Below are 11,984 nucleotides of genomic sequence, written 5' to 3'. Positions count from 1 at the left end.
CGATTTGAGAGACCGCCCGCCCTCCCCGATCGTCGGTACTACGTCCCTACGACCGCAGAGCTACACCAGGCACTACCAGGGCAACCCCCCTACGGAGGTCCACGTGCACCCGCTCCCCGGCCGCCGTACCCGCCTGAAGGCCCTCACCGCCGCGGCCCTCCTCCTCGCCGCCCTCACCGCCTGCACGTCGAGCGACGGCGGCGGCAGCGGCTCCAGGACGGCCGCGGGCGGCGTGGAACTCGCCAAGGCCGGGCAGCTCACCACCTGCACCCACCTGCCCTACCCCCCGTTCCAGTCGGAGGTCGACGGCAAGGTCCAGGGCTTCGACGTCTCCCTGATCGACCTCGTCGCCAAGGACCTCGGCGTCGGGCAGACGATCCTCGACACCCCCTTCGAGAACTTCAAGACCGGCGCCTTCCTCAACTCGGGACAGTGCGACGTGGCCGCCGCCGGCATGACCATCACCGCCGAACGCAGGAAGAACGTCGACTTCTCCGACCCCTACTTCGACGCCACCCAGGCCGTCCTGGTCGACCGGAACAGCGGCCTGACCTCCCTCGCCGACATCAAGGCCAAGAACGCCAAGCTCGGCGCCCAGGCCCAGACCACCGGCGAGGACTACGCGAAGAAACAGGGCTTCGACCCGGTCTCCTTCGAGTCCTCCGACGCCGTCCTCAACGGCCTGCGCACCGGCCAGGTCAAGGCCGTCATCATCGACTACCCCGTCGTACAAGGCTGGTTGAAGACCAAGGCCGACGCGGACGCCTTCAAGGTCGTCGACAACCTCAACACCGGTGAGCAGTACGGCTTCACAGTCAAGAAGGGCAACACGAAACTCCTCGCCGCCATCAACAAGGCACTCACCAAGGCCCGTTCGGACGGCACGTACAAGACGCTGTACGAGAAGTGGATCGGCCCGTACGACGCCGCAGCCGCCTCGCCGTCCGCGTCATGACCGAACAGGGCGTCCAGACGGCCAAGTTGACGCGACGCCAGAAACAGCGGCTGAGCCGCGCCGCCCAGTACGCCGTCTTCGTCGCCGCCGTCCTCGCCTTCGCCCTCGGCGCCGACTGGAACCGGCTGCGCAACCAGTTCGCGCAGGGCGGCATCGCCCGCCAGATGTTCCCGGACGTCATCACGCTGGCCCTCAAGAACACCGTGCTGTACACCCTCTCGGGGTTCGCCCTCGGCCTGGTGCTCGGCCTGGTCATCGCGTTGATGCGGCTGTCGTCCGTCGGCCCCTACCGCTGGGTCGCCGGGGTCTACATCGAGATCTTCCGGGGCCTGCCCGCCCTGCTCATCTTCGTCTTCATCGGCGTCGCCGTCCCGCTCGCCTTCCCCGGCACCGAGATCGTCGGCGGCACGTACGGCAAGGCCGCGCTCGCCCTCGGCCTCGTCGGCGCCGCCTACATGGCGGAGACGTTCCGCGCCGGCATCCAGGCCGTCCCCAAGGGGCAGACGGAGGCGGCCCGTTCACTCGGTTTCAGCCCCGCCCGCGCCATGCTCTCCGTCGTCATCCCGCAGGCCGTCCGCATCATCCTGCCGCCGCTCACCAACGAACTGATCATCCTGTTCAAGGACTCGTCCCTGGTGCTGCTCCTCGGCGTCACCCTGGAGGAACGCGAACTCTCCAAGTACGGCCGCGACCTGGCGAGCACGACGGCCAACTCGACGCCGATCCTGGTCGCCGGGCTCTGCTACCTGCTGGTGACCGTGCCGCTCGGGTTCGTGGTCCGCCGGATGGAGTCCAAGTGAGCGTCCCGACCAGCCACTTCGTGGCCCCCGAGATCCAACTCACCGGCCTCCACAAGACGTTCGGCGACAACGAGGTCCTGCGCGGCATCGACCTGGAGGTCGCCCGCGGCGAGGTCGTCTGCGTCATCGGCCCCTCGGGCTCCGGCAAGTCGACGCTCCTGCGCTGCGTCAACCTGCTCGAACAGCCGACGCGCGGAAAAGTCGTCGTACGCGGAGTCGAACTCACCGACCCCGACGCCGACATCGACGCCGCCCGCCGCCACATCGGCATGGTCTTCCAGCAGTTCAACCTCTTCCCCCACCTCACCGTCACCGAGAACCTCACCCTCCCCCAACGCCGCGTCCTGAAGAGAGACAGGAGGACCGCCGAACGCGTCGCCCACGAGAACCTCATCCGCGTCGGCCTCCAGGACAAGGCCCACGCCCGCCCCGCCTCCCTCTCCGGCGGCCAGCAGCAACGCGTCGCCATCGCACGGTCGTTGGCGATGGGCCCCGAGGTGATGCTCTTCGACGAACCCACCTCGGCCCTCGACCCCGAACTCGTCGGCGACGTCCTCGCGGTGATGCGGATGCTCGCCGACGACGGCATGACGATGATGGTCGTCACGCACGAGATGACGTTCGCCAGCGAAGTCGCGGACAGGGTGGTGTTCATGGACGGCGGGGTGGTGGTGGAGGAAGGCCCGCCGACCAGGGTCATCGCCGCCCCGGCCCACGAACGCACCCGCCACTTCCTGTCCCGCCTGCTGGACCCGGCGGCTGCTGAAGTCGACGAAGGCGCTGACTAATGTGCCTCCCATGAACGATCAAGCGGTGCTGCACGTGAAGGGCCGGATCCTCGTCGGACCGGACGACATCCGCGACGACCTCTGGATCATCGACGGCCGCGTCTCCTACGACCGTCCCCCCACCGCCCGCGACATCCGCACCGTCCAGGGGTGGGCGCTCCCCGGCCTCGTCGACGCCCACTGCCACGTCGGCCTCGGCCCCCACGGCCCGGTCGGACAGGACGTCGCCGAAGAGCAGGCCCTCACCGACCGCGACGCCGGAACCCTCCTGATCCGCGACGCCGGTTCACCCTCCGACACCCGCTGGACCGACACCCGCGACGACCTCCCGAAGATCGTCCGAGCCGGCCGCCACATCGCCCGCACCCGCCGCTACATCCGCGGCTACGCCCACGAGATCGAACCCGAGGACCTCACCGAGTACGTCGCCCGCGAGGCCCAACGAGGCGACGGCTGGGTCAAGTTGGTCGGCGACTGGATCGACCGCGAGGTCGGCGACCTCACCCCGACCTGGCCCCGCGAAGCGGTGGAAGCCGCGATCACCAAGGCCCACAGCCTCGGCGCCCGCGTCACCGCGCACTGCTTCTCCGAGGACTCCCTGCGCGACCTCGTCGAGGCCGGCATCGACTGCGTCGAGCACGCCACCGGCCTCACCGACGACACCATCCCCCTCTTCGCGCAACGCGGCGTCGCCATCGTCCCCACCCTCGTCAACATCGCGACGTTCCCCACCCTCGCGGCAGGCGGCGAGGCCAAGTTCCCCCGCTGGGCGGACCACTTGCGCCGCCTGCACGAACGCCGCTACGACACGGTCCGCAACGCCTACGACGCCGGGGTCCCCGTCTTCGTCGGCACCGACGCCGGCGGCACCCTCCCGCACGGCCTCGTCGCCGAGGAGGTCGCCGAACTCGTCACCGCCGGCATCCCGCCCGTCGAGGCGCTCGCGGCGACGACGTGGAAGGCGCGCGCGTGGCTCGGCCGGCCGGGACTCGACGAGGGCGCCCCCGCCGACCTCGTCGTCTACGCGCAGGACCCGCGAACGGACGTACGGGTACTGGCCGATCCGTCACACGTCGTGCTGAACGGCCGTGTCATGAGGTGACGTTGTGTCGAACATGTGAGTGACGTACCCACGATCGTGTGAACTCAGCCTGCTTTGCTGATCGTTCGCTCGTACTACGTAATTCTTTCGGGGTCCCGAGCAATCTCTACTGAGGGTCCCACCACAGTGAACAACACCAACTTCCGTATGCCCGCACGCCGTTTCGCCGCGATGGCGACGGCCACCGCCCTGGCCGCAGGTCCCGCGGCCCTGGCCGGTGCGAGTGCTGCGCATGCCACCGAGCAAGGTCGTGCCGGCGCCGTCGTCCTGCGGACCGGGCTCGACGTCTCCCTCCTCAACAAGACGGTCCACGTCCCCCTGGCCGTCTCGCTGAACGAGGTCCAGGCGCCCGCGTCCGCGGAGAAGACCGCGCTCACCGCGACGCTGGACGGCGTCGACAAGGGGCAGCCGTTCAGCGTCCTCCGTGCGGATGTCGCCGAGGCGAAGGCGGATGTCCAGGAGGGCAAGGCCGAGGCGTCAAGTCGGCTGGCCCACGCGAAACTTCACGTTCCCGGGCTGCCGTTGCTCTCCCTCGTCGAGATCGAGGCGGTCAGCTCCAAGGCGGTCTGTGAGGCCGGGAAGGCGCCGGTCGCCGACGCGAATCTGCTGGGCGCGGTGACCGTGCTGGGCAAGAAGGTCACGGTGTCCGCCGGGGGGACGACCGAGGTCAAGGTGCCCGGGGTCGGGGAGGTGCGGCTCGATCTGTCCAAGCGGGAGACCACGTCCCGTACGGCTGCGGCCACCGCGCTCGAACTCTCCGTCAGCGTCAACCCGTTGAGCCTCAACGTCGCTGAGGTGCAGGGGTCGTTGACGCTGGTGAAGTCGACGTGTGAGACGCCTGCGGCTCCTGTGAAGCAGACCGAGCCTCAGGGGGAGGCTGCTGTTGTGCCGAAGGGGGAGCCTTCCGAGGCGAACCTCGCGGAGACCGGGGGGAGTTCGAGTACGCCGTATATCGCCGGGGGCGCGGCTGCGTTGCTCGCGGTGGGTGGGGGAGCGGTGTTCTTGGCTCGCCGGGGTCGTAGGAACTAGCGCCTAGAAGGGAGGGGGGCGGGGAAACACTGGCGGGTGCGGCGCCATCGTGGTTGATCGCGCAGTTCCCCGCGCCCCTAAAAAGCACGAGTTGCCCGGCGCCCTTTTAATGCACCCGACGACGCTCAGGGGCCGCTGAGTACCTTCTCCAGCGCCGCCAGGAATCCCTCCGTCGTCGCCTTGTCCCTCACCGCCAGCCTCAGCCACTCCCTGTCCAGCCCCGGGAACGTGTCTCCCCGCCTCACCGCGAACCCTGACTCACGCAGTCGCCCCCACACGGCATCCGCCTCCGGCAACCGGATCAGCACGAACGGCCCTTCGGCCGGACCGGCAACCTGGACGCCCAACTCCCACAGACCGGCGACCAGATGAGCCCGATCCGCAGAGACACAACGCGCCGCCTCCTCCGCCTCCGCCAACGCCCGCGCCGACACACACGCCTCCGCCGCCGCCAACGCGGGCGTCGACACCGGCCACAACGGCTGCGCCCGCTCCAGCGACCGTACGACCTCCGGCTCCGCCAGCACGTACCCGATCCGCAGCCCCGCCAGCCCCCACGTCTTCGTGAGGCTCCGCAGAACCACCAGCCCGGGTACGTCGGTTCGCCCGGCGAGTGCTTCCCGCTCGCCCGGCACCGCGTCCATGAACGCCTCGTCGACCACCAACACCCGCCCAGGACGGGCGAGTGCGGTGATCGACGAAGCGGGATGCAGCACGGACGTCGGATTGGTCGGGTTGCCGATGACCACCAGATCGGCGTCGGCCGGAACGAGCGACGGATCCAGCCGGAACCCGTCCTCGCTCCGCAGCAGCACCCGCCCCACCCGATGCCCGGCATCGCGGAGGGCGGCCTCGGGCTCGGTGAACTGCGGGTGCACGACAACAGGGTGACGGACCGTCAGTGCTCGTGCGAGCAGCACGAACGCCTCCGCGGCCCCGGCGGTCAGCAGCACCCGTTCCACCGGCAGCCCGTGCCGCGCCGCGACGGCGGCCCGCGCGGCCCGGCCGTCGGGATAGGCGGCCAGGCCGGTCAGCGAGCCGGCGATGTGCGACCGCAGCCACGAAGGCGGCGTGCCGGCACGGACGTTGACGGCGAGGTCGACGAGGTGGGAGCCGTCGTCACGGACCTCGGCGTCGCCGTGGTGACGCAGATCGTGGCTGTCAGTGGGCATGGGAGTGGGAGTGGTGGCCGTGGGAGTGGCCGTGGTGATGGTGCCCGTCGTCGTCGGGGTGGAAGTGCGGCTGCTGCGGCGCCCCCACCTTGTCCTCGAAGCCGGGCAGCGCGATCCGGTACACGCACGAGTCGCAGTTCATCCGGATGTCGCCCTCGACGGCCTCCGCGTACCGCTCCATCACCAGATCCAGCAACTCCGGCTCGGGGCCTATGACATCGGCGGAGAAGACCTCCACCTCGGGGTGCGCGGCGGCCCACCCCTCGGTCTGGTGGCGGACCCGGTCCGGCAGGATGCCGGTGAACAGGAAGTAGGGCAGGACGACGATCCGCCGCGCCCCCAGCTTCACGCACCGGTCGAGCCCGCTCGGCACGTCCGGCGCCGCGAGCGACACGAACGCGGTCTCGACACCGGCGTACCCGCGCCCCTCCCACAGCAGCCGGGCCGCCTTGTACACCTCGGCGTTGGCGTCCGGGTCGGTCGAGCCGCGCCCGACGAGCAGCACCGTGACGTCGGCACGGTCCTCGGGCGTGCGGACGGACGAACCGCCGAGCGCCTCCTCCAACCGCCGCTCCAGGACGGCGAGCAGCGCCGGGTGCGGGCCCAGGGGACGGCCGTAGGTGTACGAGATCCCGGGGTGGCGCTCCTTCTCGCGGGCGAGCGCGGCGGGGATGTCGCCCTTGGCGTGCCCGGCGGACACCAGCATCAGCGGGACGGCGGCGAAGCGGCGTACGCCCTGCTCCACCAGTTCGGTCACGGCGTCGCCGAGCGGCGGCGGGGACAGCTCGATGAAGCCGCCCGCCACCGGGAGTTGAGGGTTGCGGCGCCCCAACTCCCGTACGAAGTCGCGGAACGCCTCGGCTCCGGCGTCGTCCCGGGTGCCGTGGCCGGCGATGAGCAGGGCGGGCGGGGTGGTCACTGATTCTCCTCGGAAACGGAACTCGGTTGATACAGCAGGGCGTTGAGCGCGGCGGCGGCGACCGCCGAACCGCCCTTCTCGGACACGTTGGACACGGCGGGCAGCCCGCTCTCGCGCAGCGCGGCCTTCGACTCGGCCGCCCCGACGAACCCGACGGGCAGGCCGATGACGAGGGCGGGGGAGGCGTCCAGGGTCAGCAGCTCCTCCAGCGCGGTCGGCGCGCAGCCGATCACCCAGATCGCCCCCGGCCCGACCTCCTCGTACGCCAGCCGGACGGCGTGGGCCGAACGGGTCAGCTCCGGCCCTGACTCGGCGTCCTTCAGCCGGCAGACGGTCTCCCGCCGGGTGATGCCGGCCGCGACCATCTCCACGTCCACGACGACGGGCGCGCCGGCGTGCAGCGCGGTGTGCGCTGCCGCCAACTCGCCCTCGTCCAGGACGAGATCGGTCGCGTACTCCAGATCGGCGGCGGAGTGGATGACCCGCTCCACCACCGCCCGCGACAGGGGCGGGAAGTGCGAGGTGTCCAGGCGGGCGCGCAGCCGCCGGAAGGACTCCTGCTCGATGGGGTGGACCACACGATTCACTTCGCCTCCTCCTGCCAGCGGTAGCCGCGCGGCGTCACCATGCGCCCCGCGATGATCCTGGTGGCCGTGTTGCCCACGGTCACCACGGTCATCATGTCGACCGTCGCCGGGTCGAGTTCACCCAGGGTGGTCACCCGGCTCGACTCGTCGACGCGCGAGGCGTTGCGCACGACCCCGACGGGGGTCGCGGAGGACCGGTGCTCGGACAGCAGGGACAGCGCCTTCGGCAACTGCCAGTCACGGCCCCGCGAACGGGGGTTGTAGAACGTCACGACCAAGTCCGCCTCGGCCGCCGCCCGTACGCGCCGCTCGATGACCTCCCACGGCGTGTGCAGGTCGGAGAGGCTGATCGACACGTGGTCGTGCCCCAGAGGCGCCCCCAGGATCGCCCCGGCCGCGAGCGCGGCGGTCACCCCGGGTACGCCGACGACGTCGATGTCGTCCGACGCCTCGGCCAGCGCGGGCGACGCCATCGCGTACACGCCCGCGTCCCCGCTGCCGATCAGCGCGACGGCCAGCCCCTTGCGCGCCTCGGCGACAGCGGTCCGCGCACGCTCCTCCTCGGCGCCGAGTCCCGACTCCAGCACGACGGTTCCGGGCCGCAGCAGATCGCGGACCTGATCGACGTACTGATCCAGGCCGACCAGGACGGACGCCCGCCGCAACTCCGCCTTCGCGCGCGGCGTGAGGAGATCCCGGGCACCGGGCCCGAGCCCGACGACCGCGAGCCGGCCGCGCACGGGACGCCGTACGACCGCACAGGTCGCCATCGCCGGAGAACCCGCCGACTTCCGCTTGGGGACGAGGAGTTCACCACCCCCGGCCAGCGCGGCGGCCTCCGCGACCGACGGCGTTCCGACGGCGGCGAGCGGCGCGTCCGAGGGATTGGGCACCTCGACCCCGGCCAACTCCCCGGCGGAGTACGTCACCACGGGCACCCCGAGCCGCGCGGCGGCCTCCAGGATGCCGGGCTCCTCCGACTTGGCGTCCACCGTGGCGAGTTGAGCGACACTGCGCGCCGACAGCCCCGCGTCGCGCAAGGCGTCCTCGATCACCGACAGCACCTCGTCGACGGGCGCACCCTTGGAGGCACCGACACCGACGACGAGGGACGGCGGACGCAACAGCACTTCCCGGGACGCCGGTTGAACAGCACGGTCCGTCAACCGCACCGTGTGCGAACCGCCGTCGGCGAACGGCACCGGCGGCAACGGCCACGGCACCTCCGCCTCCAGCGCGACCGGCTCCCCGTCCAGCAGAGCCCGCGTCACCCCGGCCACATCCCCCTCGACCGGCAACCCGAGCAGGTCGAGACCGGCCACCCCGACGGAGTCGGTCGCCGTGGTCACCACCGGCTGCGCCCCCAGCAACTCCCCGACCTCCACGGCGAGTTCATTGGCCCCACCGGCATGCCCCCCGAGCAGCGACACGGCGAACCGCCCACCCTCGTCGACACACACCACCCCGGGATCGGACCCCTTGTCCGACAGCAGCGGCGCGAGGATCCGCACCGTCGCCCCCGTCGCAAGGAAGCACACCACCTGCTCGCACTCCGCGAACGCGGCCCGCAGGGCGTCCCCCACCGCCCCGTCGTACACCCGCGTACGGTCCGGCCAGGCCACGGCCAGCCGGTCCCGTGCCGCAGCCCCCGCCGACGTGGCGGAAATCAGGCCGATCACTGAGCAACTCCTTCGTCAGAAAGGGACGTTCGCACGCCCCACAGCAGAAACACGGGATTGGTGGCGGCGAGCCGCGTCACATCCCCGGGCAGCGGCGCGAGCCGCGACGACTGCAACAGCACCCCGTCACAGGAGAACCCGGCACCGGACAGCGCCCCCCGCACGGCGGGCACCCGGTCCAGCGCGGCCATCGCCACGACGACCACGCGCCGCGCCCGACGGGCGCACTCGGCGACGATGGCGGGCAGCTCACCACCCCCACCCCCCACGAACACGGCGTCAGGATCGTCAAGTTGATCCAGCACGGCAGGCGCGACCCCATGCACCACCTGGACGTCGACCCCGTGCGCGGCGGCGTTCGCCCGCACCCGCTCCACCCCGTCCGCCGCCTTCTCGACGGCCGACACGGCAGCCCCGAACCGCGCGCACTCCACCGCCACGGACCCCGAACCGGACCCCACGTCCCACACCAACTCCCCGGCGCGGGGGCCGAGTCGGGCCAGCGCCAGCGCCCGCACCTCGAACTTCGTGATCATCGAGTCCCGGTGCGCGAAGTCGCCCTCCTCCAGGGCCCACCGGTCGGGAAAGGCGAACCCCCCGGCCAGCGACCGCACGTGAGTACGAGAACGCCGCGCGTCGAGACACAGCACGACACTCACCGCCGTACCCCAGTCCCGCGCAGCCGCCTCCTCGGGCGTCACCCGCTCGACCCGCTCAAGCGCCGGATCACCCAGCGCCGTCCCGACGACCAACTCCCGCTCGTACCCGAGGAGTCCGGCCCCCAGCTCGGCGGGCCCGCCCCCGGGCCCGGTCAACACGGCCACCTTGGGAAACGCCCGGCACACGTTCACGGCGACCCGGGGGTCCCGCCCGTGCGCGCTCACCACGACCGCGTCGTCCCACACAACACCCAGCCGCGCGAAGGCCGTTGCCACCGACGACACCCCCGGCCGCACGTCCAGCACCCCCGGCCCGAACCGCTCCGCGAGCGCCCGCACGACCCCGAAGAACCCCGGATCACCCGAGGCGAGCACGACGACGCGCCGCCCCTCACCGACGTACTCCTCGACGACGTCGAACGCGGGCGCGAGCGGCCCCAGAACCACGGAAGCCGCCCCCTCGGGAAGCACGACCGACGACAGGTGCCGCCGCCCCCCGACGACCAACTCCGCGCCGTCCAGCGCCTCCTGGGGAACCGGCGCCCCGGTGCCCGTACCGACGACGGTGATCACGTACTCGCACCCCGCTCACGCCGCAGCGCCCTGCGCGCCTCCGGGTCGGCCTTGCGGAAGCCGTGGAAGTGACCGGGGTGGTAGAGGTGCGAACGGGTGCCGCGCGCACCGAGCGCCGGGCCGATCAGGAACAGCGTGTGCTTCCACAGCTTGTGCTCCTTGACGGTCTCCTCCAGCGTCTCGATCGTGCACCGCACGACCAACTCCTCGGGCCACGTGGCCTGGTAGGCGATCACGACCGGCGTCGACGTCGGGTAACCCCCTTCGAGCAGCTCCCGCACCAGCTGCCCGCTGCGCGCCGCCGACAGGAACACCGCCATCGTCGTACCGTGCCGCGCGAACTCCCGCACCTCCTCGCCGGGCGGCATCGGCGTCTTGCCGCCGCCGAGCCGGGTCAGGACGACGGACTGCGCGACCTCCGGGATCGTCAGCTCACGCCCCGCGATCGCCGCGACCGCCGAGAACGACGACACCCCCGGCACGATCTCCGTCTCGATGCCGAGCTCCTCGCACCGGTCGAACTGCTCCTGCGTCCCGCCCCACAGCGCCGGGTCGCCCGAGTGGATACGGGCCACCTTCAGGCCGTCCAGGTAGGCGCGCTCGTACACGGCGACGACGTCCTCCAGCGACATCGTCGCCGAGTCGAGGATCTCCGCCCCCTCGCGCGCGTGGTCCAGCACCTCCGCCTGGACCAGGCTCGCCGCCCAGATCACCACGTCCGCCTCGGCTATCGCCCGGGCGGCGCGGAACGTCAGCAGATCGGCGGCGCCGGGGCCGGCACCGACGAACGTCACCTTGCCGGTGGGGGCATCGGCCATGGGGGAGATTCCTTTCAGAAAAGGGTTACTGGAGCGTTGCCGTCACGCGGGCGGCCGTACGGGCCGCCGGCCTGCGGACATGCGCGAACAAGGGGAGATCGGATACGAAGTCCTCATGGCGGTCTTCGTCGCGCTCGGCGCGTTCCTGATGACGCTGGCCGGCGGCTGGACGGCACAGCGCGTGACCGACCGCCGCCATCTGGTGCTGGGCCTGGCGGGCGGCCTCATGCTGGGCGTCGTCGGCCTCGACCTGCTCCCCGAGGCCCTCGACGCCGCGGGCACCGAGGTGTACGGCGTCCCCGCCGCCCTCCTGCTCTTCGTCGCCGGGTTCCTGCTGGCCCATCTGGTCGAACGCCTCCTCGCGCTGCGCCGGGCCGCGCACGGCGCCGAGGAGAACGGCCGCACCCCCGAGGTCGGCCTCACGGCCGCCGCCGCGATGGTCGGCCACAGCGCCATGGACGGCGTCGCCATCGGCGCGGCCTTCCAGGTCGGCGGGGGCATGGGGACGGCCGTCGCGCTCGCCGTCATCGCCCACGACTTCGCCGACGGCTTCAACACGTACACGATCACGAGCCTCTACGGGAACGCCCGCCGCAAGGCCCTGGCCATGCTCTTCGCGGACGCGGCGGCCCCCGTCGCCGGCGCCCTCTCCACGACGTTCGTCACCATCCCGGAGCAACTGCTCGGCGGCTATCTCGGCTTCTTCGGCGGCGCCCTCCTCTACCTCGCCGCCGCCGAGATCCTCCCCGAGGCCCACCACGACCACCCGGCCCGCTCGACGGTCCTGTGCACGATCGCCGGGGCGGCGTTCATCTGGCTGGTGGTGGGACTGGCGGGGTGAGACCTGATGGCAGGGCTGGGGCTGGCGCTGGCGAGGTGTGCGTTGTGCAACCGCTTGCACAA

At 71.6% G+C, this 11,984-nt stretch carries 12 protein-coding genes; 6 read left to right on the top strand and 6 right to left on the bottom strand.

The window, feature by feature from the left end; translation table 11 throughout:
* Positions 1–103: 103 nt before the first annotated feature.
* The 5 genes from AOK24_RS13390 to AOK24_RS13370 all read left to right on the top strand — a co-directional run bounded on the left by AOK24_RS13390 (position 104) and on the right by AOK24_RS13370 (position 4,674).
* Positions 104–955: a transporter substrate-binding domain-containing protein gene (locus tag AOK24_RS13390; protein WP_055720280.1), complete on the top strand. Its 852-nt coding sequence runs from the start codon at positions 104–106 to the stop codon at positions 953–955.
* Entirely contained in the window at positions 952–1,755 is an 804-nt protein-coding gene (locus AOK24_RS13385) for an amino acid ABC transporter permease (protein WP_055720281.1), read from the top strand. The genes AOK24_RS13390 and AOK24_RS13385 overlap by 4 nt, the downstream gene beginning before the upstream one ends.
* The gene (locus tag AOK24_RS13380) at positions 1,752–2,543 is read left to right on the top strand and encodes an amino acid ABC transporter ATP-binding protein (RefSeq protein WP_055720279.1); all 792 of its coding nucleotides are present in this window, start codon (positions 1,752–1,754) and stop codon (positions 2,541–2,543) included. Before AOK24_RS13385 ends, AOK24_RS13380 begins: the two co-directional genes overlap by 4 nt.
* Positions 2,544–2,553: 10 nt before the next feature.
* Entirely contained in the window at positions 2,554–3,645 is a 1,092-nt protein-coding gene (locus AOK24_RS13375; protein ID WP_055720278.1) for an amidohydrolase family protein, read from the top strand.
* Positions 3,646–3,771: 126 nt separating this feature from the next.
* Positions 3,772–4,674 (top strand): SCO1860 family LAETG-anchored protein, encoded by a 903-nt coding sequence (locus AOK24_RS13370; RefSeq protein ID WP_055720277.1) that lies wholly within the window; start codon positions 3,772–3,774, stop codon positions 4,672–4,674.
* A gap of 125 nt (positions 4,675–4,799) precedes the next feature.
* On the opposite strand, the gene cobC is transcribed toward AOK24_RS13370, so the two are convergent.
* The 6 genes from cobC to cobM are packed head-to-tail and all read right to left on the bottom strand — an operon-like array spanning position 4,800 to position 11,081.
* Positions 4,800–5,846, bottom strand: a complete 1,047-nt coding sequence (gene cobC / locus AOK24_RS13365) for an Rv2231c family histidinol phosphate aminotransferase CobC (RefSeq protein WP_055720276.1) — start codon at positions 5,844–5,846, stop codon at positions 4,800–4,802.
* Positions 5,836–6,765, bottom strand: coding sequence for a sirohydrochlorin chelatase (locus AOK24_RS13360; protein WP_055720275.1), 930 nt, complete (start codon positions 6,763–6,765; stop codon positions 5,836–5,838). Before AOK24_RS13360 ends, cobC begins: the two co-directional genes overlap by 11 nt.
* Positions 6,762–7,352: a precorrin-8X methylmutase gene (locus AOK24_RS13355; RefSeq protein WP_055720274.1), complete on the bottom strand. Its 591-nt coding sequence runs from the start codon at positions 7,350–7,352 to the stop codon at positions 6,762–6,764. The genes AOK24_RS13360 and AOK24_RS13355 overlap by 4 nt, the downstream gene beginning before the upstream one ends.
* Positions 7,349–9,031: a precorrin-3B C(17)-methyltransferase gene (gene cobJ, locus AOK24_RS13350; protein WP_055720273.1), complete on the bottom strand. Its 1,683-nt coding sequence runs from the start codon at positions 9,029–9,031 to the stop codon at positions 7,349–7,351. Before cobJ ends, AOK24_RS13355 begins: the two co-directional genes overlap by 4 nt.
* Entirely contained in the window at positions 9,028–10,263 is a 1,236-nt protein-coding gene (locus tag AOK24_RS13345) for a bifunctional cobalt-precorrin-7 (C(5))-methyltransferase/cobalt-precorrin-6B (C(15))-methyltransferase (protein ID WP_055720272.1), read from the bottom strand. Before AOK24_RS13345 ends, cobJ begins: the two co-directional genes overlap by 4 nt.
* Positions 10,260–11,081 carry a precorrin-4 C(11)-methyltransferase gene (cobM, locus tag AOK24_RS13340; RefSeq protein ID WP_055720271.1) on the bottom strand — a complete coding sequence of 274 codons (822 nt, stop codon included), beginning with the start codon at positions 11,079–11,081 and terminating at the stop codon, positions 10,260–10,262. The genes AOK24_RS13345 and cobM overlap by 4 nt, the downstream gene beginning before the upstream one ends.
* A gap of 115 nt (positions 11,082–11,196) precedes the next feature.
* Here cobM and AOK24_RS13335 point away from each other — a divergent pair, with 115 nt between their 5' ends.
* Complete coding sequence (locus AOK24_RS13335; RefSeq protein ID WP_055720270.1) at positions 11,197–11,922, top strand: ZIP family metal transporter; 726 nt, start codon at positions 11,197–11,199, stop codon at positions 11,920–11,922.
* Positions 11,923–11,984: the final 62 nt, after the last annotated feature.

This window comes from Streptomyces niveiscabiei, assembly GCF_001419795.1.
Lineage (GTDB): Bacteria > Actinomycetota > Actinomycetes > Streptomycetales > Streptomycetaceae > Streptomyces > Streptomyces niveiscabiei.
Note: the sequence above shows the minus strand (reverse complement) of the source record. Positions and strands in the feature narration are given on the sequence as shown.

Bases quoted from the DNA above. Each gene is read 5' to 3' on its own strand.
- AOK24_RS13385 (WP_055720281.1), top strand. From the start codon at position 952: ATGACCGAACAGGGCGTCCAGACGGCCAAGTTGACGCGACGCCAGAAA.
- AOK24_RS13375 (WP_055720278.1), top strand. From the start codon at position 2,554: ATGAACGATCAAGCGGTGCTGCACGTGAAGGGCCGGATCCTCGTCGGA.
- cobC (WP_055720276.1), bottom strand. From the start codon at position 5,846: ATGCCCACTGACAGCCACGATCTGCGTCACCACGGCGACGCCGAGGTC.
- cobM (WP_055720271.1), bottom strand. From the start codon at position 11,081: ATGGCCGATGCCCCCACCGGCAAGGTGACGTTCGTCGGTGCCGGCCCC.
- AOK24_RS13335 (WP_055720270.1), top strand. From the start codon at position 11,197: ATGGCGGTCTTCGTCGCGCTCGGCGCGTTCCTGATGACGCTGGCCGGC.